Source organism: Terribacillus halophilus, assembly GCF_900101385.1.
GTDB lineage: Bacteria > Bacillota > Bacilli > Bacillales > Amphibacillaceae > Terribacillus > Terribacillus halophilus.
Window position 1 is genome coordinate 234,635 of sequence record NZ_FMZB01000003.1, and the last position, 23,950, is coordinate 258,584.

Below are 23,950 nucleotides of genomic sequence, written 5' to 3' on the forward strand. Positions count from 1 at the left end.
CATTCCTCCTGTTCAATTGATCAATCGGGATACACGATTGATGTGGGATGCATGCTCGAGTACAAGCATCACATCATCCTCCACGTTTTGATCCGTCTCGATCACCATAAGCGCATCCTTCCCGACATCCTTACGGGAGACCTCCATATGCGCTATATTTATCTCGTGCTGCGCCAAAATTTGTGTCACCGAAGCAATCGCACCAAATCGATCATTGTGCATGATCAGGATGGCCGGTTTATTCCCTGACATACGCAGTTCAAAGCCGTTCAGCTCGGTAATTTCCACTTTTCCGCCGCCGATCGAGATACCGACCAGCTCCATGCTGCTGTCTTTTGTACCAAGCTTTACTCTTGCCGTGTTCGGATGATCTGTTGCAGCTGTATCTTCTACGAATTCTATTTTCATATTTTGTTTTTTCGCTGTTTCCAGTGCGAACCTGATTCGATCATCGTCAGTATCATAACCTAGCAGACCGCCGACAATCGCCAAATCGGTACCATGCCCACGATACGTTTTTGCAAATGAACCATATAAATGAATCGTCGCCCAAGTCGGCTCTTTCCCGTAAATCAGCCTGGCGGCACGTCCGATTCTGGCTGCTCCGGCAGTATGAGAACTGGATGGGCCGACCATGACCGGCCCGATAATATCGAATACGGATTGATATTTCATAGGCTCACTCCTCTTGCTTCTATTTTATCATGCATCACACATATGTTCCTACTGCAACCAATGAAAAAAGCTCCTGTCAAGGAGCTTTCCCCACTCTTATTCAACCGCAACCAAGTACGTGTAAACCGGCTGATTGCCTTCATGGACTTCCAGCTCAGCCTCAGAGAATTTCGCTTCGACGAAATCCTCCAAGCGGTCGTCCGCTTTGGTCGCATCTTCTCCGAGGATGACTGTAATCAATTCATCTTCATCACTGACCATTTTCTCAAGCAATAGCTCCAGCGCTGCTTCTGCATCAGAAGCGGCTGAAATGATCTTACCTTCCAAAATAGCAATATATTGGCCTTCCTTGATTGTGACGCCTTCGATTGTCGTATCACGAACAGCATGCGTCACCTGACCGGATTTCACTTGCGTCAATGCTTCCGTCATGGCCTCCTCATTAGCGTCTGCCGGCTGAGATGCCTCAAAAGCGAGCAAGGACCGCATACCCTGCGGAATCGTTTTGGTTGGAACCACAAAAGCTTGTACCTCGGCCATGGAAGCAGCTTGCTCAGCGGCCATTATGATATTCTTATTATTAGGCAGTATATAAACAGATTCCGCATTCGCTGCTTTGATGGCATCAGCAATGTCCTGCGTGCTCGGGTTCATCGTCTGTCCGCCAGAAATGACAATATTTGCACCAAGGCTTTCAAACAAAGCTTTCACACCATCCCCCATCGCCACTGTGACAATGGCGTGTTGGTTTCGTTCCTGCTTTTCTTTTTTACCGACAATAGCTGCATGCTGTTCCCGCATATTTTCGATTTTCATATTGATTAAACTGCCATAGCGTTGGCTGTATGTCATGACTTCCCCTGGATATTCCGTATGGATATGCACCTTCATGACATCCTCATCAGCAACCACCAGCAAGGAGTCCCCTCTACCGTTCAAATTCTCCCGATAAGCTTGTTCATCGAAGGGGTTTTCTTTCAGTTTGTCCGCTTCGAATTTGACCATGAATTCCGTGCAATAGCCATACGTGATATCAGTTGTATCCAAAAAGTCCTGCGCCTGCTTGTGGTGCTCTGCATTCACAAGATTCTCCATCTTGCCATGCTGAACCTCAGCAGGAAGTTCTTCCCCTGTCAAAGCGGCAAGGAAACCTTCATAAACAGTGACCAGCCCCTGCCCCCCGCTATCCACAACGCCGACTTCCTTGAGAACAGGAAGTAAATCAGGTGTACGGCTCAGACTTTTTCTTGCAGCTTCCACCACTGATCTGAATAACGCCACCGGGTCGGCTTCAGTCTTTGATTTTTCGACAGCTGTAGCCGCCGCATCCTTCGCTACAGTCAGAATTGTCCCTTCGACAGGTTTCATGACTGCTTTATATGCAGTTTTAACACCAGCATCCAATGCATTGGCAAGCTTGCCTGCAGTCAGATCCTTGTTTCCTTCCAGCGCTTTGGCAAAACCGCGGAAAAGCTGAGAAAGTATGACTCCTGAGTTTCCTCTTGCTCCCATCAGCAAACCTTTGGCAAAGGCTGCGGCAAGCACGCCGACTTCATCGCTGTCCGATTCTTGGACAGCCTTTGCCCCAGACGTAATCGTTAAGTTCATGTTCGTACCTGTATCGCCGTCCGGCACAGGAAATACATTCAATGCATCAATCGTTTTGGCGTTATCCGCCAGATGATGTGCACCGGTCAGCAGCATCCCCGCAAATGTCTTCCCATCCACATTTCCAACACTCAAACTGTTTCCTCCTTAAATCTGCCGGCTATTCTAGTCTGCAGAAACGCTGACGCCTTGAATATAAATGTTCACAGAGCTCGTCAGCACGCCCAATGCCCGATCCAATGTATATTTCACTTGGGATTGCACGTTATGTGCAACCTCGGATATTTTCGTTCCATAACTTACGATAATATGCAAGTCGATCTGGACTTTGTTGTCCGCCTGGGTTACGACTATTCCTTTTGAATAGTTCTCCCTGCGGAGAATTTCTGCAATGCCGTCACGTAATTGATGTCTGGAAGCCATACCGACGATGCCATAGCATTTTACGGCGGCACTTCCAGCCAATGTCGCGATTACATCCGTTGCAATCGTTATTTTTCCATCTTCTGTAGTCAGATGAAGGCTCATGCGGCTCCTCCTAACGCTTATCAAATCTATTCCTACTATACTATATGGAAGCTTCATTTGAAAGCGGATTAAAAATAGCCCTTTCTACAATGCCAGCTAAACAGAATACTGTCAAGTAATTTTTCTTGATATATTTTTGTTAGATTATTGCATTACGCGCCAAGTTGTGATAAATTTGTTTAGTGTTACAAACTACTCGTCATATTAGGAGGGATAACATGGGACGCAAATGTGTAATCACAGGACGTACAACTCGTTCTGGTAATGCTCGTTCTCATGCCATGAACGCTAATAAACGTACTTGGAAAGCAAACGTTCAAAAAGTTCGCATCCTTGTTGATGGTAAACCTAAAAAAGTTTACGTTTCAGCTCGTGCGCTTAAAAAAGGTAACATCGAACGCGTATAAATAGCATTTCTAAAATACTTTTATGGTAGCATTCGCATGCGACAAAAAAAGCACCCTTTCAAAAGGAGTGCTTTTTTTGTGCTAATCTTTTTTAAACGTTCCGATAATGACACGGACGAAGCCACCGATGAACCTCGGGAGTTTAAAGGTATAGAATTTCATAAGTTCCCCTTCCTCCTTTTTCCTGAGCAGCCTGACGCTGTAGCTTTTAAACATCCTTGCTCTTTATCATTATTACTATGCCAGAGGTGAATGAATAAGTACCAGTTTGTGCAACAAGCTCATTGGAGATGGACAGTGTCTCGCCCCAATGGATTGAAGCATCTGTTAAAGGATATTTAAAGCCGGTCAAGGTTAGACCAGTAACTTGCTCAGAGAAGGAAAGAAATGATACATAACGGTATGTATCCTCTTGTATTGTTCGGTATGTACCCGGACGGTGCATGCGAATCGCGTTCTGCCTGTCGATGATGACGGTTTGATCGAAGGTATCAAGCAAACGGTATAGCATCTGGACGTTGATCAGTTCATGATCGAGCCTTCCGCCAGTCACTCCATATACAGCCACATCACTTGCGCCGATTTCTTGCGCATGCCGAATTGCCAGTTCAAAATCCGTTTCATCTTTTTCCGGCGAGTACAGGAGTACTTGATCAGCATATTGCCGGATCATCACCAAATCCGCTTCCGACACCGAATCAAAGTCCCCTACTGCCAGCTTCATCCGAATACCGGCAGACGCCAGTGCTTTTGCACCAGCATCAGCTCCGATCCATATATGGTGGTTTTCAGCGCGTAAATCCGGCAGGCTGCCAGCACCTCCGACCAGCCCGATACTAAGTTTTGCTGCCATTTGTCATTCAGCCGCTTCCCGAATTGCTGCAATTGCCGCTGCCCGGTCTTCCTGTCCATAGACCGCACTGCCAGCGACCAGTACATCCGCACCGGCATCCGTACATAATTTAGCTGTATCGGTATTCACACCACCATCGATTTCGATTTCGAAGTCGATTCCCAGTTTAGTCCGAAGCTTTGCTAATTCTTCCACCTTCTTCAATACAGAAGGGATGAAGCGCTGGCCTCCAAAACCAGGGTTGACCGTCATCAAAAGTACCATATCAACCTCCGGCAAAATTTCTTCGATCAAACTAACAGGTGTGGCCGGATTCAACACGACCCCCGCCTTGACTCCCAGTTCCTTGATCATCACGATTGTGCGGTGCAGGTGGATGCACGCCTCCTGATGGACAGTGATGATATCGGCACCAGCCTTTACGAATGCTTCAATATACCGCTCGGGATTTTCAATCATGAGATGAACATCGAGCGGAAGCTCCGTGACAGGACGAATCGCCTCAACGATCAGCGGTCCAATCGTAATGTTCGGAACAAAATGTCCATCCATAACATCAACGTGGATATAATCGGCCCCGCCTTTTTCCACGTCACGGATTTCCGCAGCCAAGTTGGCAAAGTCAGCTGAAAGAATAGATGGTGCGATTTTTGTCATCATTAATACCTCGGCTTTCTCGATTTGATTTCCTCAAGGAACTGCAGATAATGCGTATAGCGGTATTCCGGAATCTCACCTGCGTCCACCGCTTGCTTCACTGCGCATTTAGGCTCCTTGTGATGCATACAGCCCCTGAATTTACAACTGTCTTCCCGCTCCCTGAATTCCGGGAAGCATGATGGCAGTTCTTCGGCTTCTAATTCAGTAAATTCCAGCGAACTGAACCCCGGCGTATCTGCGACGAGACCGCCGCCAATCGGAATCAGCTCCACATGTCTGGTCGTATGGCGGCCGCGTCCAAGACTTTCGGATATTTCCTTTGTTTCCAGCTCCAGCCGCGGATCGATCGCGTTAAGCATCGATGACTTACCAACACCTGACTGCCCCGCTATAACCGAGATTTTGTCTTTCATATGCAGCTTGACTCGATCCAAATTAGTCTCTTCCTTGGAAGAAAACATCTCCACGGGATATCCAAAGCGCTGATAATCTTCTTTAAATGCTTCCATTCTAGCTAGTCCATCTGCCGACAGCATGTCCATTTTCGTAATGAAAATAACCGGCTCGATATGCTTTGATTCCACTAAAACAAGGAATCGGTCGAGTAAAGCCGTACTGAAATCCGGCCGTGCTGCCGACGTCACGATGATGGCCTGGTCGATATTTGCAATTGGCGGCCTGATAAGCTCGTTTTTTCGCGGCAAGACATCCAGCACATATCCTTCCTGTTTTGTCTCTGCCTCGAATTCCACTTCATCACCGACAAGCGGCGTTATCTTTTGTTTACGAAACACACCTCTGCCACGGCATTGATAGGTTTCTCCTTCATCTGTCAGGACATAATAAAACCCGCTCAATGCTTTCATAATCTTACCTGATGGCATTTATTCACCTTCCCTGTCTTCGTACGGAACAGTTTTTTCCAAGAACACTTCGTCATTTCGCAGTACGCGATATTCGGCTTCCCCGCCTGCCGGTATGCTGAGTGTGAGCGAAATTTCCTCATCCTCTGTGATCAAACGTTCATCATAAAGCTCCGTCACATCATGATCGGCATCACCGACGTATATCTGAACAAGTTGCGGGACAGGTTCATCCTGCCCCTCCCCCGTACCTTCCCCATCTCCCGTTTGTGCATCTTCAGGTTCATATGGAACAGTGAATGTCACGGTATGTGTCGCGGGCGGCAGATTCTCCGGTCCAGTCGAGACATACAGATCGACACTGCCATTTTCTTCAATCGACTGTCCTGCTCTTGGTTCATGACGGATCACGACGCCTTCTTCGACTTCATTAGATGGCTGTTCGATGAAACTGCCATCAAGATTATTCTTATCCAAGTAAGATTGAGCTTCTTCTTCCGTCATACCGGTAAGATCCGTCAATGTGACCGCTTCCGGCCCTTTGCTCACTTCAAAGATGACAGTCGTGTCCTCCGGAACCACTTTGGATCCAGCTTGAGGCTGGATCTGGGAGATGATAGTACCTACCGGTTCATCCGAGAATTCTTCATAAGAGCGTACATTTTTATATCCCTTATCATCCAACAGTTTTTCCACTTGGGAGAATGATTTGCCCTCATAATCATCGAACTCTTCTTTTTCCTTCCCAATGCTTGTGTAGACTGTGACACTGGTGCCTTCCTTGATCTTGCTGCCGGCTGAAGGATCCGTCTTGACGACATTTCCTTCCTCCACTGTTTCTGATGCCGTCGCTTCGCGTTTTACATGCAAATCCAGATCAGATAGCTTATCAACTGCATCTGCATAGGAGTCCCCAGTCACATCGATCATGGTAACTTCCTTCGGCGTCGTTGCAAGCACCAGTCCTATTCCCGCACATGCCAGCACTATAATGATGGCAGCTATCCATAAAAGGACTTTCCAGCGTTTTTTCTTCTTTTTTGGTTTTTCTTCTTGTTTCGGCGGATTCGTATGACCGTTATGTACGATCGTGTCGGCCAATGACGCTTGGTTAAGGTCCTTCTCGGAAATGATCGGAATCGCCTTGGTCGTTTCGCCATCGTCCTTAGGCGGCGTGAAACGCGGTTCATCCGCTCTGGCTGGATTGAGACATGTTTCCAGATCAGCTTCCATATCGTAAGTGCTGATATAACGATAAAAAGGATCTTTTGTTGTGGCTTTCAGTACGATATTCTCCACACTTTGCGGAATATCGCCAGTCCAGCGTCTGACCGATGGGGTTTCTGTCTGCAAATGCTTCAAAGCGATGCTCACCGCTGATTCGCCGGAAAATGGCAGACGGCCGGTAAGCAATTCGAACATGACTATCCCTAGGGAATAAACATCTGACTTCTTGGTTGCAATGCCTCCCCTTGCCTGTTCAGGGGACAAATAATGAACAGAGCCAAGCAGGGCATTCGTCTGGGTCAATGAGGTGGCACTCAAGGCTGTGGCAATACCGAAATCCGTCACCTTCACTTTGCCATAATCATCAATCAGGATATTCTGCGGTTTGATGTCGCGATGGACGATTCCATTGGCATGGGCATGGGAAATCGCTGAGGTGACCTGTTTCATGATATCCACCGTATCAGGAACCACGATGGTACCATGCGTCTGTATGTATTGCTTCAATGTCATTCCACTGACGTATTCCATGACCATGTAGTAAATGCCTTCTTCATCACCGACGTCATAGATCGTGACGATATTCGGATGCGAAAGACTGGTAGCCGCATGGGCTTCCCGGTGGAATCTGGCAATGAATTCATCATCGTTGGCATATTCCAGTTTCAGGACTTTGACGGCAACTTCACGATCGAGAATGACATCCTGGGCCAGATAGACATTTGCCATACCGCCTCCGCCGATCAGACGGTGAATTTCATACCGTTCATTCAGCGTACGTCCTTCGAGCATGCTAAGCACCCTCCCGGACAGGTGTATCAGCCAAATCGGCTATGATCAAAGAAATATTATCTTCCCCGCCTCGCTCGTTGGCAACCGTTACTAGCTGGGCAGCGATATGTTCAATCTCTTCCCCCGATGTGAGATACTGCAAAAGCTCTTGCTTGTCAATTTTATTTGATAGTCCATCCGAGCATAACAGCAGGCGATCACCGGCTTCCCAGGTGATGGATACCAAGTCCATCTCCACTTCCTGATCTGTTCCGAGCGCGCGCAGCAGAACATTTTTACGCGGATGATGCTCTGCATCCTGTTCCGTGATCTGGCCCGATCGGACCAATTCATTTACAAGGGAATGATCTTCCGTCACTTGCTTGAATCCCTCTTCATTCAGCATATAGCAGCGGCTGTCGCCAATATGGGCAATTGTCACAAAATCATCTGTACAAACAGCTGCAACGATTGTCGTTCCCATACCTGACAATTCCTCGCTCTGACGTGATTCTTCATAAACGCGCAGATTGACATCTTTGATTGCCTGCTTGACTGCTTCTTCCGTCTGTTGCGGAGAATCGAAGACGCTTGCGGATTCCCACCAGCTACGTAAATTGGAAATGGCAAGCTGACTGGCGACATCACCCGCCTTGTGTCCGCCCATGCCATCTGCAATGACAGCTAGATGTTGTCCATGGGAATTAGAGAACACCCCGCCTGCATCCTCATTATGACTTCTGATCTGGCCACGGTCAGTAATGAAAAAACCTCTCACGCTATTCACCTCATCTATATGCAGTCTGTTTGCTGCTCCAAGTTTATCCTACCACATTTCTTACCCTTTTCTAACAAGTCGAACAAGGAAAAAGCCATCCGTATTGAAATCCTGCGGGAAAATCTGCAAACCCGCATCCGTCAGTCCAGGTGCATCGTGAATGGCCTTTGGCAAATCGCTGCGGAAATCCGGATCGACTTCGAATTCTGGATGCTGTTTTAGAAAAGTGCGGACAACTTGTTCATTTTCCGCTTGATCGACAGTACAAGTACTGTAGACAAGCTTCCCGCCTATTTTCAAAAGCGGTGCCACCTCTTCCAGCAGGTCGGCCTGAATGGAAGCAAGTGATAAGACATCCTGTGCCGACTTATGGTATTTGATATCAGGTTTACCTCTTAGCACACCTAGTCCGGAACAAGGTGCATCGAGCAGAATCCGATCGAAGCTCTCTTGTTCGTGTTTCTCCTGCAGCTTCCGGGCATCAGCCTGGTTGGCATCGATGATGGTCAGCTTGAGCTTTTCAGCTTTCTGCTGGACCTGTTTCGCTTTTTTGGCATGCAGGTCATATGCATAAAGCTTGCCTTGATTGTCCATCGTTTCGGCAATATGCGTCGTCTTGCCACCTGGCGCACTGCACGCATCCAGCACGGTCATCCCTGCTTTTGCATTCACCATCCGACCAGCAAGCATACTCGTCTGATCTTGGACGGTCACTTGATTGGAGAGGAATAGATCACTTTTCAGGACATTGCCTTTTTCAATGATGATTCCTTGCGTATCGATGACAGAAGGACGGACAGTGAAGCCTTGGGACTCCAGTTCCTCCATCGCTTTCGCACGTGTTGTAAGCAGAGGCTGTACGCGGACACTTATCGGCTTTTCCACCTGATTGACGGCACACATTTCCCGGGCTGTTTTCTCTCCATATTGTGAAATCCAGCGCTCAACCAACCAGTGGGGATGGCTCGTTTCCAATGCAATCCGCTCTGCTGGGTCCTTTATGTCATCCAGATTCGGAAAGCCTTTTCGCTGTACGTTACGCAGTACAGCATTCACAAGTGATGCAATACCTTTATGACCCCGCTGCTTGGCGATTTCGACAGATTCATGGATGACAGCATGATCAGGCACCCGATCCAACGAATACATCTGGTAAAAAGCAGACAGCAGAAGCCATTTGGCCCATGTATCCAATTTCCTGGACACAAACTGACCGAGAAAATGCTCCAATGTCAGTTTATAAGACAACGTTCCATAGACAATTTCTGTTAGGAGTGCTGTATCCCTGCTGTCAAAGTCTTTGTTTCGTATTGCCTGATCAAGGAGCAGGTGACTGTAACCGCCCTGATCCCCGATCCGGGTCAATAATGTGACCGCTGTGTCACGCAGTTCATACTTCTTCATGCTGGCCCAACCTTTCTCCAGCTTGCATATCTTTACCGACACCGCGCAGATAATCCGCTGCAGTCATTTGTTTCTTGCCTGCCGGCTGCACCTGTGTCAATTTGACAGCTGTATCGTTTCCGCAAACAACAACGATACCGTCGGACTCGATTGCAGCAATGGCTCCTGGTTCTCCGTCGTACTTTTGATCCAGCAATTCACTGCCCCATACTTTGAAAGGCTTGTCTTTATATGTCGTGAAAGCCACCGGCCATGGATGCATGCCTCGGATATGATTGAAGACTTCCCAGTTGGAACGGCTCCAGTCAATCACTTCCTGTTCCCGTTTGATTGTCGGTGCAAAGGTCACCTTGTCTTCATCCTGCTTGATCGGTGTCACATTTCGAGCAAAGATAGCAGGAAGGATATCATGGATCATTTCCGCGCCAAGCACTGCCAATTTGTCATGCATCGTTCCAACATGATCTTCCAATGTAATCGGAACAGAACGCTGCAGCAGCATATCGCCTGCGTCCAGCTTCTCTACCATATACATGATGGTGACGCCTGTCTCGGCTTTTCCTTGCTGGATGGCATAATGAATCGGTGCCCCGCCGCGGAGTTCCGGCAGCAAGGAAGCATGGACATTGATACAGCCATATTCCGGATAATCAAGCAGCTCCTTCGGCAATATCTGACCGAACGCAGCCGTTACGATCAAATCAGGCTCATAGGAAAAGATTTCTTCATAACTTTCCTTGATTTTTTCCGGCTGATACACCGGAATACCGTGCTTCAGAGCTTCCTCTTTCACAGGTGAGCTCGTGAGGATGCGTTTGCGTCCTTTCGGGCGATCAGGCTGGGTGACGACGAGCACTAGCTCGCAATCTTCCTCTGTAAGCTGTTTTAGAACGGGCACCGCGAAATCCGGTGTACCCATGAATACGATTCGTTTCATTCAAATAAGCTCCTTTCCTACATGAGCGAATACGGCTGTAAATCAACATGTATTTGCAAGTCTTCTTTTTTCCGTGCGTCTTCGTAATGATGGAGGATTCTCCTGATCACATCCCGAAGGTTCGGTTCGTTTTTGTATTTTACCATGCACTGGAAGCGATATCTATCTTTGATTCGCGCCAGTGGTGATGGCGTCGGTCCAAGTATCCGGACTTGGTCGGACAAATGCTTCTGCAGCAGCTGTACGATCGTCTGTGTCGTCTGCATCGCCTTCATTTGGTGCTGGTGGCTGATGGTCATGAGAGCCAGATAATAGTACGGCGGATATTGAAATGCACGCCGTGTTTGCATTTCCGTTTGGAAAAATGGACGATAGTCGCCTGCTGCTGCTAGTTCGACACTATAATGTTCCGGCGAATAAGTCTGAATGATGACTTCACCGGGCAAGCTGTGCCGTCCAGCACGTCCGCTTACCTGTGTCAGCAGCTGGAATGTCTTCTCTGCCGCTCGGAAATCCGGCAGATGCAGCATCGAGTCTGCTGCCAGGACACCGACGAGCGTCACTTTTTCAAAATCCAGACCTTTTGCAATCATCTGGGTACCGAGCAAGATATCGGCTTCGCCTCTGCCAAATGCACCAAGCAGCTTTTCATGTGCACCTTTTCGTCTCGTCGTATCGACATCCATCCGAATCACGCGAGCTTCCGGGAGCAGCTGCGTGAGTGCTTCTTCGACTTTTTGGGTACCTGTTCCGAAATAGCGGATCGTATCACTTTCACAAGCAGGACAAATCGAAGGAATCGGTTCTTCATAGCCGCAATAATGACATTTTAGCTGTTCACTGCTCCGATGGTAAGTCAATGTGATGTCACAATGCGGGCACTCCACCGTATGACCGCAGTCGCGGCACATGACAAATGTGCTGTAGCCGCGGCGATTCAAGAACAAAACTGTCTGTTCCTTCCTGTGCAGGCGTTCCTTCATTTGTTCCAGCAAATCTCGGGAAAAAATCGAACGATTTCCCGCATGCAGTTCATCCCGCATATCGACGATTTGATAATCGGGCATCGCTGCTTGGTTCACGCGTTCCGGAAGCTCCAGCATGTGATAGACACCTTTTTCCGCTCTGGCAAATGATTCGAGCGAAGGTGTCGCACTGCCAAGGACAACAGGAGCATGGTGATATTCCCCGCGAAAAACGGCTATGTCCCTGGCATGGTATTTCGGATGATCTTCCTGCTTATAACTTGTTTCATGCTCTTCATCAATGATGATGATCCCCAAATTCTCAAAAGGTGCGAAAATGGCGGATCTGGCTCCGACAGCTACTTTGACTTGTTTTCGCTGAATTTTCCGCCACTCATCATATTTTTCACCTGCTGATAAAGCACTGTGAAGCACGGCAACATCAGAGCCGAATCTACCTTTGAATCGGTTGACTGTCTGCGGGGTAAGTGCAATTTCGGGAACGAGCACAATGGCTTCCTGTCCTTTTTCGAGCACCTGCTGGATTGCCTGCAAGTATACTTCCGTTTTCCCGCTTCCCGTGACACCATGAAGTAAGAATACTTCATGTGATTCCGACTGGATGCTCCAAAGGATGGGTTCAAGTGCTTTAGCCTGTGAATCTGAAAGCTGCAGCGGTCTTGTTCGCTCAATTTGCCTATCTTCATACGGATCCCGGAGCACTTCTTTGTCATATGAGTGGAGCAAGCCTGTTTCCAGCAATGGCTTGAGTGTGGATGCTGTCGTCTCATACATGTCGAGCAAATGCTTTTGTACGATCGGCCCTGGCTCTTCGATGAAATGCTCAAGCAGCGCTCTTTGTTTCATGGCACGGGCATTCACTGATTCAAGTGCTTTCTGAAGTTCTTCCACGTTCTTGCTGGCATCCACCATCCGGATTGTTTTCTTCGTTTCCTTGGAGTTAACTTGATAATGCAGTTCAATCTGCCCCGCTTTGATCGCTTGCTGGAGCGTTGCTAATGGTACGCCGCTGTGCTCAAATTGTTCATAACCGGCAGTGTCTCCTTCCAGAAACAGCGGATGCAAAGCTTCCGCTATTTCTCCTGTCCGGATAAGCAGTTTCTGATATTTCGCCTTCATCGCTTGGGGCAGCATTGCCTGGAGAGCTGTGATGTGGAAACTCAATGTCTGCTCTCCCATCCACACTCCCAAATCAAGCAATTCAGGTGTCAGTGCCGGAAGCAAATCCATCGTTTCCTGTATTTCCTTCAACTTGTCCACTTCAGCAGAGCTGCCGATCTCCAGGACAAAACCCATGATGCGGCGATTTCCGAATGGCACGACGACACGCATCCCCGGCTGTAGGACGCCAATCATATTCTCGGGTATCAGATAATCATACACGCGGTCGGTCTGACTAGCCGGGACGTCGACAACAACCTTCGCGATGTTCATTTTCTGTCAGCCTCCATATCTTCCAGGATTTCATCCAAAATCCGGTGAGCGATTTGTTTCTTCGTTTCAGTAGGAAGATGCTGTTCCTTGCCTTCTTTATTCAAATAAATCACTTCATTGGTGTCAGATTGAAACCCGCTGTCTGCTTTTCCGACTGTATTTACGCAAATGGCATCCAGACGCTTGCGCTCAAGCTTCCCTTTGCCATATTCTATTGCATTGTCTGTCTCTGCCGCAAAGCCGACTAGGTACTGGTGCTGTTTTCGCTGTCCGAGCGTTTGGAGGATATCGGTCGTACGTTCCAACTCGATTGACAAGTTGCCATCCTTTTTCTTCATTTTGGAATCAAAAGTCTGCACTGGCCGATAGTCAGCTACAGCCGCTGCCTTAATGACGATGTCCTGCTCCTCATATCGAGCCAGTACTTGATCGAGCATATCCTGGGCACTCGCAATATCCACTCGCTTTACACTCCGAGGTGCAGTCAGCTGGGTAGGTCCGCTCACTAGGGTAACATCTGCTCCGCGTCTAGCGGCTGCTTCGGCAAGAGCATAACCCATTTTGCCCGAGGAATGATTCGTAAAGAAACGGACCGGATCGATCGTTTCCTGAGTCGGGCCGGCCGTGACTAACACGCGTTTACCTGCCAAATCACGTATAGGTTCCTTTCTTTCTTCCAGGATTCGGATGATGGATTCCGGTTCTTCCAGTCTGCCTTTGCCGACATATCCACAAGCAAGATAACCTGCTTCCGGTTCGATAAAATGATAGCCCCAATCATCCAGCTGCTGCATATTGCGAATGACGGCAGGATGCGCATACATATGGACATTCATCGCGGGCGCTATATAGACAGGTGCCTCGGTCGCAAGCAATGTCGTCGTAAGCATATCGTCTGCAATACCATTGGCAAGCTTTCCGATCAGGTTGGCTGTTGCTGGTGCCAGCAGGAATATATCTGCTTTATCTGCCAGATCGATATGAGCGATTTTCTCCGGATGCTTCTCATCAAATGTATCAATGTATACCGGGTTACGGGATAAAGCTTGGAACGTAAGCGGTGTTACGAATTCCGCGGCATGCTTTGTCATGATGACGTGCACATCAGCACCCTTTTGCGTCAGTTTGCTTGTCAGTGCACATGCTTTATACGCTGCAATTCCTCCGGAAACTCCGAGACAAATCGTCTTTCCAGCTAAATTCATTTCACTTCCCCCTCCTGATGGACAATAAGAAAGAAACCCCCGCTAGGTGTTCACCATCGCGAGGGCATCTCCATCGGATGCACCTGGCATCCTCACCGTTTATTCTTCTGTATATTCCAATTGATCAGCTTGGATTTCTTCCAGCGCAATACCAACGTATTTATGAGATTTCGGATTGGCAATCTTCGTTGTTTTTGTCTCCTGCAGCTGACGAGCACGCTGAGATGACAATGAGACCAAAGTGTATTTCGAATTGATTTTTTCCTGTAGTTTATCAATAGACGGTTCTAGCATCATATCAATTTACCTCCAATGCTTTCTTGTATTCTTTTGCGACACGCTCGCGCTTGCAATGTTCACTCTGGACGATGGATTGGATCTTCGACACAGCATGATCCAGCTGATCATTGACCACGACATAGTCATAAGCATCCATCATCTCGATTTCATCCCGGGCAGCGTTCAAACGGTTCTTGACAAGATCCGGTGTTTCGGTACCACGCCCGACGATACGATTCTTCAATTCCTCCAGACTTGGCGGAATGAGGAAAATGAAAACTCCTTGCGGGAAGTTCTCTTTCACCTGAAGTGCACCTTGTACTTCAATTTCGAGAAAGACGTCATGACCTGCTTCCAATGTCTCTTCTACGTAATCACGAGGAGTGCCATAATAATTGTCTACATAGCTCGCATATTCAAGGAGCTTATTCTGGCCAATCAAATGTTCGAATTCTTCCTTCGATTTATAGAAATAGTCCACGCCATCCTGTTCACCCGGTCGCATGTTCCTTGTTGTCATGCTGATTGAGTAGCGAAGATGTGTGTCCTGTTCGAATAATGCCTTCCTTACTGTCCCTTTTCCGACACCGGAAGGTCCGGACAGGATGAAAAGGATCCCTTTCTGTTCAATCATGTGCTTCCTCCTAGCTATTCCTCAGATAGTTCATCGTCACGCAGGACACGCTGGCCCACCGTCTCCGGCTGTACAGCCGAGAGGATGACGTGATCACTATCTGTGATGATGACAGCTCTTGTTCGCCGACCATATGTAGCATCCACCAGCTTATTCGCATCACGGGCAACCGTGATGATACGCTTGATGGGAGCCGATTCAGGAGAAACTATCGAGATAATCCTGGTTGCAGAAACGACATTTCCGAAACCGATGTTGATTAATTTCAGACTCATCTTGCTTCTCCCTTCCTGCTGTACTGCTCTTCTTGACTGGCGCTAAAAATAATGTAGCCATCTTCTTAGATCATTAAAAAAGAAAATACCCATTTTTGTTCTAAAAATCATGCAAATGTTACATAGTAAATCATCGGGATAAATTATAATTAATTCATAATAATTCTGCTTTATTGATTCAACTTAACAACTATATGCATAATAATTCTACTTATAAAGGCTACCTTACATTATAAGTATACTCCTTGATAAACTCAATACTATTCTATATTTTGCACTTGCTCTTTTATTTTCTCCAGCTCCGATTTGAGACTGACAACGATTATACTGATGGAGGAAGCAGTCGACTTGGATCCGATTGTATTCACTTCCCGCTGCATTTCCTGCAGGATGAAATCACATGTCCTGCCGACTGGCCCTTTTTCCTCCAGGTTCACAGCAAGCTGATCCAAATGACTTTCCAAGCGAATGAGCTCCTCTGTTATATCCCCTTTTTCCGCCAGCAGCGCTATTTCCTGATGCAAGCGGCTGTTTTCCGGTAATCCATCGTCAACATAGCTTGCAACCCTGTCCTCGATGCGTTGCTTGTATGCTTCCATCACTTGGGGCCGCAGCTCGGTCAGCTGTTTCAGCATCGCTTGAATGGCGGTCATTCTGTTCTGGATGTCACTTGCCAAAGCAGTTCCTTCTGTCGTCCGCATCAATAGGAAAGCTCCAAGTGCTTCTTGCAGTGCCTTATCCACCAAGTCAGGCAGTTCTGTTAGTTCAGGCTGCGCTTCTTCCACAAAGATATCTGCCGATTGCGTCAGCAATGTGTCGATCGTAATATCGCCACGCAGATCGAATGCGGACTTTATAGCTTTCAGCTTAACCATATAAGCCTCCGCTAATTCCCAGTCAATGGATATTTCACGTTTTCGCAATGCTCCGCCTTCCACATCCACTGTCAGCTCGAGCTTTCCCCTGCTGACAGCTTGCTGCAGCTGATCCTTCACAGTCGCTTCTAAAAAGGCGGCCGCTTTCGGCAGCTTGCATTTTATATCCAAGTACCTGGAATTGACGCTCTTTAATTCCGCCGTGACACGCAAACCGCTTCCGGATGCGGCACCTCTTCCATACCCTGTCATACTCCTAGTCAAGCTGATCCCTCCGGCTTTATGGTAGTCACAGTGTATCAAAATCCCAACTGTTTGTCCTGCTTGAGCAACGGGACAAACATAAAAGCATGCTGTTCACTCGAACAGCATGCTTCTGAACTTATTTTTTCATAAAACCGAAAAGTACGGTCGGCACTGCACTCAAAGCCAAAATCAGTGTCCAATCCCGCATAACCAAGTCTGTCGTATGGAAGATCGGCTGCAACGGGTCGACATAGATGACAGCCAGTAAAAGCACGATAGACGAAAGCACAGCTCCGATAAGCCAGACATTCCCCAAAGGATTACGAGCAAATACCGACTTCTCACTGCGGCAGTCAAATACATGGATTAGCTGTGCCATTACCAATGTAGTAAATGCTGTTGTCTGGGCATAAACCAGCCTTTCCGGATCCCCTTGATACATCAGCATGAACGCGATGATCGTCACGGACCCGATCAAAATACCGCGAGTGACGATTTTCGTGCCAAGACCTCTGGCAAAGATTCCTTCATTGGGATGACGCGGCTTCTGTTTCATCACTTCATCTTCTGCCTTGTCCATACCGAGGGCAATGGCCGGCAGACCGTCTGTCACTAGATTCACCCATAATATTTGAATAGGCACAAGCGGCATCGGCAATGCCAGGATCATGGCAAACAGCATCACCAAGATTTCCCCTACATTGGAGGCGAGCAAATAGCGTACAAACTTTCTTATATTCGAATAGATGGTGCGCCCTTCCTTGATGGCTGCTTTGATCGTGGCAAAATTATCATCCATCAAGACAAGTGCACTTGCTTCTTTGGCAACGTCTGTACCAGTCACACCCATGCTTATCCCGATATCACTTGCTTTGATAGCCGGGGCATCGTTGACACCATCGCCTGTCATGGCAACGATATGACCGACCTTCTGCAGAGCTTGGACAATCCTGAGCTTATGCTCGGGTGTAACCCGTGCAAACACATACATGTTATCTACATCTGCCTGTAGTTCTTCATCCGACATATGATCCAAATCTTTGCCTTCCACTACCTTTCCTGCCGGCGGCAGGATATGCAGCATATTGGCAATTGCCGTGGCCGTCTTGACATGGTCGCCTGTGATCATGATCGTTTTGATGCCGGCTTTGCGACAGTCGATGATAGCATCCCTTGCTTCCTTACGCGGCGGGTCGATTAATCCATTCAGCCCGATGAAGCTCATTTCTTTTTCCAGTTCTTCTTCTTTCGGTTCGTAACCTGCCGGGAACTGACGAATACAGACCGCAATCGTCCGAAGCGCTTTGGCCGCCATTTGATCGACCGCTTCATATAATTTCCGCTTATCTTTATCAGCAAGCAGCTTTTTATCTGCTCCGAGATACGCAGCTTTTTCTATTAAAACATCTGGTGCACCTTTGGTGATGGCTATTTGTTTGCCATCTGGCGTTCTTACCAGCACTGTCATCCGTTTACGCTTCGAGTCAAAAGGAATCTCGTGCAAAATATCATATTCAGAGAGCTTCCCTTCATCTATTCCTGCCTTTTTGGCTGCGACAACCAATGCACCTTCTGTTGGATCGCCATCAATCATCCAACGCTTCTTTTTTCGGAATACCTTCGCATGACTTGAAAGCACACCATAACGCAGGAATTGCTGCAGCGCTTCTTCCTTCGATTCTTTATCATCGCGGTAAAATCCGCCGGATGGATCGTAGCCATCACCTGTGACCGTGTAGGTTTTACCATCGAGATATATTTCTTTGACGGTCATTTGATTTTCCGTGAGCGTTCCTGTCTTATCCGAACAGATAACCGTTGCGGAGCCAAGTGTTTCCACAGCTGACAGACGTCTGACAATCGCTTTTTGTTTGATCATGCGTTGTACGCCGAGTGATAGAGCCACGGTCACGATCGCCGGCAGGCCTTCCGGAATGACTGCCACGGCAAGCGATACACCGGCAATCAGCATCTCATATACAGGATTACCTCGGTACACACCTGCCAAAACGGTCAAAGCAGTAAGAAGCAAGGCGATGACGATCAAGATCTTCCCGAGCTTCTCCAGCCTTCTCTCAAGCGGCGTTTCTTTCCTTTTCGTATCCACAAGCAGCTCGGCAATTTGCCCGACTGCCGTATTGGAACCTGTGCCAATAACAATGCCGGTACCGCTCCCCCTCGTGACAAGTGAACTCATGAAGGCGATATTAAGCTGATCCTGAGGACCCAGCTGATCTGATTCCAGTTTCTCTGTCACTTTGGCCACCGGCAGCGACTCTCCGGTAAGGGCCGATTCTTCTGTTTCCAAACTCGTGACAGAAACCAACCGCAAATCGGCAGGCACACGATCACCCGCTGACAATGACACAACATCACCTACAACCAGTTCGGCCGACGAAATTTTTGCCCATTGTCCATCCCGCAGCACCCTGGCCATCGGAGCATTCAGTTCCTTCAGCTTGCTGAGTGATTTTTCGGCATTCCTTTCCTGGAAAAAGCCAATAAGTGCATTCAAAACGACGATCAGCAGGATGGCGATACTATCGATATACTCGCCTAGCAATCCCGAGATGACTGTTGCAACGAGGAGCACCAGAACCATGAAGTCCTTGAATTGGCCAAAGAACAGTGCAAGCTGGGAAACGCCTTTTTCCTCTTTCCATTCATTCCTTCCGTCCCGCTTCAGCCGCTGCTCTACTTCTTTTGTGCTAAGTCCTTTGTGAGGATCGGAATTTGTTTGTTTAGCTGTTTCATCTGCTGAAATCTGATACCATCGCACATTGCATACCTCCACCCTTATTTCTAAAGTAAATGTATGCGTGCTTGTCCGATAAAATGCTATACTAGCAGAGAATGAGGTGAAACATATGGCATTTGACGGAATCGTAACCAGAGCAATGGCCAAGGAACTCCATGACACATTGGCAACTGGCCGCTTATCAAAAATATACCAGCCGACCGATACAGAAATCGTACTCACCTTCCGCAGTCAAGGGAAGAATCACGCACTTGTCTTATCGGCGCACCCAAGCTATGCACGTGTGCATATTACAAACGATACCTACCAAAATCCGCAAAACCCTCCGATGTTCTGTATGCTTTTGCGCAAGCATCTGGCAGGCGGATTCCTGGAAAAAGTGGAACAATTCGAAAACGAAAGGATCATTCAGCTCAGTTTCATCAGTAAAGATGAGCTCGGTGACACGACATCAAAACGCATCATCATGGAAGTGATGGGCAAACACAGCAACATCATGCTGGTCGATAATGAAACGGATATGATCATCGACAGCATCAAACATATCTCTTCCAGCGTCAATCGGCACCGTACCATCCTGCCGGGACAAACATATAAAATGCCGCCGAGCCAGGAAAAGCTGAATCCTTTTAACCTGGACCCAGCCGAGTTTTCACGCAAGCTGGACTTCAATGCAGGGAAAATCAACAAACAAATTTTGAATCTGCTGCAAGGCGTATCCCCTGTTTTGGCCAATGAATTGGCCGAACAGGCATATATGGGTGATAAAGAAAAATATGCAGCAGTTTTCGTAAGCTTCATCAATAAGCTGAAACAAGATGACTATGAGCCTACTTATTTCAGAGGAAAAAAAGAAGACTTTTATGTCATGGACCTCGCTTCCATCGAAGGCACGAGGGAACATTATGATTCAATGAGTGAGCTTATCGACAGCTTCTACTCCGGGAAAGCAGAACGTGACCGGGTCAAACAGCAGGCTGGTGACTTGATCCGCTTCCTGAAGAATGAACGGGAAAAAAATATCCGTAAGCTTACCATCCATGAAAATACATTAAAAAAAGCCGAAAAAGCGGATATCTATCAGCGGCAGGGAGAATTGCTTACTGCTCATATGCACCAAATTAAGCAAGGGGATACCGAAGCTGTTGTCATTGATTACTATGATCCAGAACAACAGCAGCTCACCATTACACTCAACCCGCATAAAACACCGAGCGAAAACGCCCAAAGCTATTTCAAACAGTATAACAAGCTGAAGAAATCGCGTACGATGGTTGAATTGGAGCTGGAAAAAACCAATGCAGAAATCGACTATCTCGATCAGCTTATCCAGCAAGTCGAAGGCGCCCGGGAACAGGATGTAGAGGAAATCCGCGAAGAATTGCGGGAGCAAGGCTATCTGAAGGCTAAAACGCAGCAGAAGAAGAACAAAAAACCGAATCTTCCCGAACCGGAAATATACACCGCAACCGACGGTACAACGATTCTCGTCGGACATAATAACAAGCAGAATGAATACTTGACGATGAAGCTTGCGAACAAACAGGATACTTGGCTTCATACGAAGGATATCCCAGGTTCCCACGTCGTGATCCGCTCTGCAGAACCGTCCGAGGAAACATTGGAAGAAGCAGCTAAACTGGCTGCGTGGTTCAGTAAATCCAGACTTTCTTCCTCTGTACCTGTCGACTATACAAAAATTCGGCACGTGAAGAAACCGAATGGCGCCAAGCCTGGTTTTGTAACATATGATCAGCAAAAAACGTTGTATGTCACGCCAGAAGAATCTCTCGTGAAAAGGTTGGCAAATAAATAAGGAAGTGCGCCCTGTTGGCGCACTTCCTTATTTTATTAGCTTGTAATAAAAGTTACCGGCTAGATATGTACCGAATGCATCCTGTGCAAAGTCCGGCACTTCCCCAAACAATACATACCCCTCGGACTGATAAAGCTTGTTGGCAGGTCCCTCTTTTTCCGTATCAAGCAAGAGAAGTGTTTTGCCGTCTGCCTTTGCCGCTTGCTCCGCATGCTGGAGCAGCTTTCTGGCAACGCCCTTTCTCCTTGCTTTCAGGCTTGTCATCAATTTGGCGATTTCAGCCCGGTGCTGCCCGTTTTCCTTGTCGCTATAATGAAGTTGGACCGTCCCTGCAATTTGAGAGTCTATAAGCCCAATAAAGAGTCGGACCTGTTGAGAAAGTACGGAATTCCAGTAATTCATTGCAGTCTCATCGGTCATCGGATGCAAATAGTTCATGGATGCGCCGGCAGCTACTACTGACTGGAATAAACTTGCCAGCTCTCTTTTATATACTTCAATATCTGTGACTTCCTTGATTTCCATTGTAACTCCCCTTTGCCATACAAGTTGTAAAAATATATGAATGTTACGATAAATTGAGCTCTATCCAGTTAAAGATAACGTAAGTCCGTGGGGAAAACGAATGAAATGTTACATATCCTTACATACTTTTGACATCTTACCTTAAATGAATGATTGGCTCTCTATCGGTTAATCGTAATATGAATTCTTGAAAGTCCAAGTAAGACTTTCAACTCTGAAGAAAGATTATTTCGTGAGCAGCAGCTGCTATTTAGCTAAAATAAATAAATTTAAAATAAAAGCAGATTTGACTCTATTTTCAAGTATAATAAAGCCTATTCGGATCATGCATACAATATATCTCGGAGATAATTCTATACATATGATGAAAAAACAAAAAAAGAGGTTAGAAAATGACTGAAGAAAGTTTTGCTGATTATAACGTTAGCGAAGAAATAAAAAGAGCCTTATCCGTATTAAAATATAGAACTCCAACAGAAGTTCAAAGTAAAGTCATTCCATTAGCATTGGAAAATCAAGATCTTGTGGTTAAAGCACAAACAGGAAGCGGCAAGACTGCATCCTTTGGCATTCCTATTGCTGAGATGGTTGAATGGGTGGAAAAAAAGCCACAGGCCTTGATTCTTACCCCAACCAGGGAGCTTGCGGTTCAAGTGCGCGAAGATATTACGAATATCGGAAGGTTTAAACGCATTAAAGCCGTAGCGGTCTATGGAAAAGAACCTTTTAAGAAACAGAAGGATGAACTGCATCAAAAAACGCATGTCGTCATTGGTACGCCTGGACGGGTCATGGACCATATTGAACGGAAAACACTTGCTTTGGATCAAATAAAGTATCTTATCATAGATGAAGCGGATGAGATGCTCAATAGAGGTTTCATCGATGAAGTCGAAGCGATCATCAAGGCGCTGCCTTCGGATCGAGTAACAATGGTTTTCTCTGCTACCATGCCTACAGATGTTGAGAATCTATGCCATAAATATATGAAGAATCCAGCACACGTTGAAATTGCTTCAACAGGGGTAACGGCCTCTACCATTGAACATGCTTTAATAGAGGTAAGAGAAGAAGAAAAGATTGCTCTCCTTAGGGACGTAACCATTGTAGAAAATCCAGACAGCTGCATGATTTTCTGCCGGACCAAAGAAAACGTCGACAATGTGTACAGCGAACTGAATCAAGCTGGATATCCTTGCGAGCGACTCCATGGCGGGCTGGAACAAGAAGACCGGTTTACTGTCATGGAAGGCTTTAAGAGGGGGAACTTCCGCTATCTAGTAGCTACCGATGTAGCTGCCAGAGGAATTGATATTGATAATGTCAAACTCATCATCAATTATGACGTTCCGATGGAAAAAGAGTCCTATGTGCACAGAACTGGCAGAACCGGCCGTGCCGGAAACAAAGGCACAGCCATTACATTCTCGACACCTCATGAAGGTAAATTCGTTCATGCAATTGAAAAATATATCGGCTTTGAGATACCAGTTGCAAAAGCTCCTTCCAAACTAGAAGTGGCGGCTGGAAAAGATGTTTTTGAAGATAAACTTAACAGCAAACGTATTGTAAGAAATAATAAAACCGCCCGCATCAATCAAGATATCATGAAGCTTCATTTCAACGGCGGGAAAAAGAAGAAAATACGTGCGGTTGATTTTGTCGGGACGATTGCAAAGATCCCCGGTGTCACAGCAGAGGATATCGGCATTATAACGATTCAGGATAACATGTCATATGTGGATATTCTGAACGGTAAAGGCTCGATTGTTTTGCAGGCTATGGAGAATACGACTGTTAAGGGTAAGAAGTTGAAGGTTAGTAAGGCGATTAAATAGTAAATTATAAAAGCATACTTAAATCTCCCTCACTTTTAATGGAGGGAGATTTTTGTCTATATATTCTTCTTTACAATCATATAAATTAAGTAGGAACACGTACTTCTCCTCCTTCCTGTAGTATGGCCTCAACAATTATGCCTAACCTGTTAGTAACTTATAAAAAGGAAGTAGGTACGGAAGAGTATAAATCAAAGGGGATATGCAAAGATAAATACCGAGTAGTTTTTATAGATAAGGATAAAGAACAAGATTTATTTGTCTCGCTCCTTTCGATTTTTTAATTGAATCTAGCAGTCTATTTAATTAGAATTATAAAGGTAATATTACTTATACTTACCAAATATGAGTGATATTAGAAAATCATA

Annotated in this window: 22 protein-coding genes; 3 read left to right on the forward strand and 19 right to left on the reverse strand. The window is 46.7% G+C overall.

All coding sequences use genetic code 11. The features are described from left to right. Positions 1-12: 12 nt before the first annotated feature. The 3 genes from sdaAB to BLQ53_RS07290 all read right to left on the reverse strand — a co-directional run bounded on the left by sdaAB (position 13) and on the right by BLQ53_RS07290 (position 2,811). Positions 13-675, reverse strand: coding sequence for an L-serine ammonia-lyase, iron-sulfur-dependent subunit beta (gene sdaAB / locus BLQ53_RS07280; RefSeq protein WP_093726635.1), 663 nt, complete (start codon positions 673-675; stop codon positions 13-15). Positions 676-771: 96 nt separating this feature from the next. After that, positions 772-2,418: a DAK2 domain-containing protein gene (locus BLQ53_RS07285; protein ID WP_093726636.1), complete on the reverse strand. Its 1,647-nt coding sequence runs from the start codon at positions 2,416-2,418 to the stop codon at positions 772-774. A 30-nt stretch (positions 2,419-2,448) separates the two neighbouring features. Next, entirely contained in the window at positions 2,449-2,811 is a 363-nt protein-coding gene (locus BLQ53_RS07290; protein WP_093726637.1) for an Asp23/Gls24 family envelope stress response protein, read from the reverse strand. A gap of 218 nt (positions 2,812-3,029) precedes the next feature. Here BLQ53_RS07290 and rpmB point away from each other — a divergent pair, with 218 nt between their 5' ends. Further along, the gene (gene rpmB, locus BLQ53_RS07295; RefSeq protein ID WP_038560076.1) at positions 3,030-3,218 is read left to right on the forward strand and encodes a 50S ribosomal protein L28; all 189 of its coding nucleotides are present in this window, start codon (positions 3,030-3,032) and stop codon (positions 3,216-3,218) included. An 81-nt stretch (positions 3,219-3,299) separates the two neighbouring features. Here rpmB and spoVM read toward each other — a convergent pair whose 3' ends face one another. From spoVM to BLQ53_RS07370, 15 genes are all read right to left on the reverse strand, one after another. Further along, positions 3,300-3,434 (reverse strand): stage V sporulation protein SpoVM, encoded by a 135-nt coding sequence (gene spoVM, locus BLQ53_RS19360; RefSeq protein WP_340082140.1) that lies wholly within the window; start codon positions 3,432-3,434, stop codon positions 3,300-3,302. Further along, entirely contained in the window at positions 3,427-4,071 is a 645-nt protein-coding gene (locus BLQ53_RS07305) for a thiamine diphosphokinase (protein WP_093726638.1), read from the reverse strand. Before BLQ53_RS07305 ends, spoVM begins: the two co-directional genes overlap by 8 nt. 3 nt (positions 4,072-4,074) lie before the next feature. Then, positions 4,075-4,728 carry a ribulose-phosphate 3-epimerase gene (gene rpe, locus BLQ53_RS07310; protein ID WP_093726801.1) on the reverse strand — a complete coding sequence of 218 codons (654 nt, stop codon included), beginning with the start codon at positions 4,726-4,728 and terminating at the stop codon, positions 4,075-4,077. Positions 4,729-4,730: 2 nt separating this feature from the next. Then, on the reverse strand, positions 4,731-5,615 hold the full coding sequence (gene rsgA, locus BLQ53_RS07315) for a ribosome small subunit-dependent GTPase A (protein WP_093726639.1): 885 nt from the start codon (positions 5,613-5,615) through the stop codon (positions 4,731-4,733). Further along, a complete protein-coding gene (pknB, locus tag BLQ53_RS07320; protein ID WP_093726640.1) occupies positions 5,616-7,613 on the reverse strand; it encodes a Stk1 family PASTA domain-containing Ser/Thr kinase in 1,998 nt (665 codons plus the stop codon). Position 7,614: 1 nt separating this feature from the next. Beyond that, positions 7,615-8,370, reverse strand: a complete 756-nt coding sequence (locus BLQ53_RS07325; RefSeq protein WP_093726641.1) for a Stp1/IreP family PP2C-type Ser/Thr phosphatase — start codon at positions 8,368-8,370, stop codon at positions 7,615-7,617. Positions 8,371-8,430: 60 nt separating this feature from the next. Further along, complete coding sequence (rsmB, locus tag BLQ53_RS07330) at positions 8,431-9,774, reverse strand: 16S rRNA (cytosine(967)-C(5))-methyltransferase RsmB (protein ID WP_093726642.1); 1,344 nt, start codon at positions 9,772-9,774, stop codon at positions 8,431-8,433. Continuing rightward, positions 9,761-10,711, reverse strand: coding sequence for a methionyl-tRNA formyltransferase (gene fmt, locus BLQ53_RS07335; RefSeq protein WP_093726643.1), 951 nt, complete (start codon positions 10,709-10,711; stop codon positions 9,761-9,763). Before fmt ends, rsmB begins: the two co-directional genes overlap by 14 nt. Before the next feature lie 17 nt (positions 10,712-10,728). Beyond that, positions 10,729-13,131 carry a primosomal protein N' gene (priA, locus tag BLQ53_RS07340; RefSeq protein ID WP_093726644.1) on the reverse strand — a complete coding sequence of 801 codons (2,403 nt, stop codon included), beginning with the start codon at positions 13,129-13,131 and terminating at the stop codon, positions 10,729-10,731. Continuing rightward, complete coding sequence (gene coaBC, locus BLQ53_RS07345) at positions 13,128-14,336, reverse strand: bifunctional phosphopantothenoylcysteine decarboxylase/phosphopantothenate--cysteine ligase CoaBC (RefSeq protein WP_093726645.1); 1,209 nt, start codon at positions 14,334-14,336, stop codon at positions 13,128-13,130. Before coaBC ends, priA begins: the two co-directional genes overlap by 4 nt. Positions 14,337-14,435: 99 nt before the next feature. Further along, entirely contained in the window at positions 14,436-14,633 is a 198-nt protein-coding gene (rpoZ, locus tag BLQ53_RS07350; RefSeq protein ID WP_093726646.1) for a DNA-directed RNA polymerase subunit omega, read from the reverse strand. Position 14,634: 1 nt separating this feature from the next. Beyond that, complete coding sequence (gene gmk, locus BLQ53_RS07355) at positions 14,635-15,249, reverse strand: guanylate kinase (RefSeq protein WP_093726647.1); 615 nt, start codon at positions 15,247-15,249, stop codon at positions 14,635-14,637. 14 nt (positions 15,250-15,263) lie between these two features. Next, positions 15,264-15,524, reverse strand: a complete 261-nt coding sequence (gene remA, locus BLQ53_RS07360) for an extracellular matrix/biofilm regulator RemA (RefSeq protein ID WP_093726648.1) — start codon at positions 15,522-15,524, stop codon at positions 15,264-15,266. Between the two features lie 260 nt (positions 15,525-15,784). Further along, positions 15,785-16,663 (reverse strand): YicC/YloC family endoribonuclease, encoded by an 879-nt coding sequence (locus BLQ53_RS07365; RefSeq protein WP_139180853.1) that lies wholly within the window; start codon positions 16,661-16,663, stop codon positions 15,785-15,787. A 118-nt stretch (positions 16,664-16,781) separates the two neighbouring features. Then, a complete protein-coding gene (locus tag BLQ53_RS07370; RefSeq protein WP_093726650.1) occupies positions 16,782-19,424 on the reverse strand; it encodes a cation-translocating P-type ATPase in 2,643 nt (880 codons plus the stop codon). Positions 19,425-19,512: 88 nt separating this feature from the next. Here BLQ53_RS07370 and BLQ53_RS07375 point away from each other — a divergent pair, with 88 nt between their 5' ends. Beyond that, the gene (locus BLQ53_RS07375; RefSeq protein ID WP_093726651.1) at positions 19,513-21,219 is read left to right on the forward strand and encodes an Rqc2 family fibronectin-binding protein; all 1,707 of its coding nucleotides are present in this window, start codon (positions 19,513-19,515) and stop codon (positions 21,217-21,219) included. 27 nt (positions 21,220-21,246) lie between these two features. On the opposite strand, the gene BLQ53_RS07380 is transcribed toward BLQ53_RS07375, so the two are convergent. Then, entirely contained in the window at positions 21,247-21,744 is a 498-nt protein-coding gene (locus tag BLQ53_RS07380) for a GNAT family N-acetyltransferase (protein WP_093726652.1), read from the reverse strand. Positions 21,745-22,136: 392 nt separating this feature from the next. On the opposite strand from BLQ53_RS07380, the gene BLQ53_RS07385 reads away from it, so the two are divergent. Beyond that, complete coding sequence (locus tag BLQ53_RS07385; RefSeq protein ID WP_093726653.1) at positions 22,137-23,582, forward strand: DEAD/DEAH box helicase; 1,446 nt, start codon at positions 22,137-22,139, stop codon at positions 23,580-23,582. The last annotated feature ends 368 nt before the right edge of the window (positions 23,583-23,950 follow it).

Excerpts from the sequence above, each read along its gene's own strand:
- sdaAB (WP_093726635.1), bottom strand. The coding sequence starts at position 675 with ATGAAATATCAATCCGTATTCGATATTATCGGGCCGGTCATGGTCGGC.
- BLQ53_RS07290 (WP_093726637.1), bottom strand. The coding sequence starts at position 2,811 with ATGAGCCTTCATCTGACTACAGAAGATGGAAAAATAACGATTGCAACG.
- rpmB (WP_038560076.1), top strand. The coding sequence starts at position 3,030 with ATGGGACGCAAATGTGTAATCACAGGACGTACAACTCGTTCTGGTAAT.
- spoVM (WP_340082140.1), bottom strand. The coding sequence starts at position 3,434 with ATGTTTAAAAGCTACAGCGTCAGGCTGCTCAGGAAAAAGGAGGAAGGG.
- BLQ53_RS07305 (WP_093726638.1), bottom strand. The coding sequence starts at position 4,071 with ATGGCAGCAAAACTTAGTATCGGGCTGGTCGGAGGTGCTGGCAGCCTG.
- rpe (WP_093726801.1), bottom strand. The coding sequence starts at position 4,728 with ATGACAAAAATCGCACCATCTATTCTTTCAGCTGACTTTGCCAACTTG.
- rsgA (WP_093726639.1), bottom strand. The coding sequence starts at position 5,615 with ATGCCATCAGGTAAGATTATGAAAGCATTGAGCGGGTTTTATTATGTC.
- pknB (WP_093726640.1), bottom strand. The coding sequence starts at position 7,613 with ATGCTCGAAGGACGTACGCTGAATGAACGGTATGAAATTCACCGTCTG.
- rsmB (WP_093726642.1), bottom strand. The coding sequence starts at position 9,774 with ATGAAGAAGTATGAACTGCGTGACACAGCGGTCACATTATTGACCCGG.
- fmt (WP_093726643.1), bottom strand. The coding sequence starts at position 10,711 with ATGAAACGAATCGTATTCATGGGTACACCGGATTTCGCGGTGCCCGTT.
- priA (WP_093726644.1), bottom strand. The coding sequence starts at position 13,131 with ATGAACATCGCGAAGGTTGTTGTCGACGTCCCGGCTAGTCAGACCGAC.
- coaBC (WP_093726645.1), bottom strand. The coding sequence starts at position 14,336 with ATGAATTTAGCTGGAAAGACGATTTGTCTCGGAGTTTCCGGAGGAATT.
- rpoZ (WP_093726646.1), bottom strand. The coding sequence starts at position 14,633 with ATGATGCTAGAACCGTCTATTGATAAACTACAGGAAAAAATCAATTCG.
- gmk (WP_093726647.1), bottom strand. The coding sequence starts at position 15,249 with ATGATTGAACAGAAAGGGATCCTTTTCATCCTGTCCGGACCTTCCGGT.
- remA (WP_093726648.1), bottom strand. The coding sequence starts at position 15,524 with ATGAGTCTGAAATTAATCAACATCGGTTTCGGAAATGTCGTTTCTGCA.
- BLQ53_RS07375 (WP_093726651.1), top strand. The coding sequence starts at position 19,513 with ATGGCATTTGACGGAATCGTAACCAGAGCAATGGCCAAGGAACTCCAT.
- BLQ53_RS07380 (WP_093726652.1), bottom strand. The coding sequence starts at position 21,744 with ATGGAAATCAAGGAAGTCACAGATATTGAAGTATATAAAAGAGAGCTG.
- BLQ53_RS07385 (WP_093726653.1), top strand. The coding sequence starts at position 22,137 with ATGACTGAAGAAAGTTTTGCTGATTATAACGTTAGCGAAGAAATAAAA.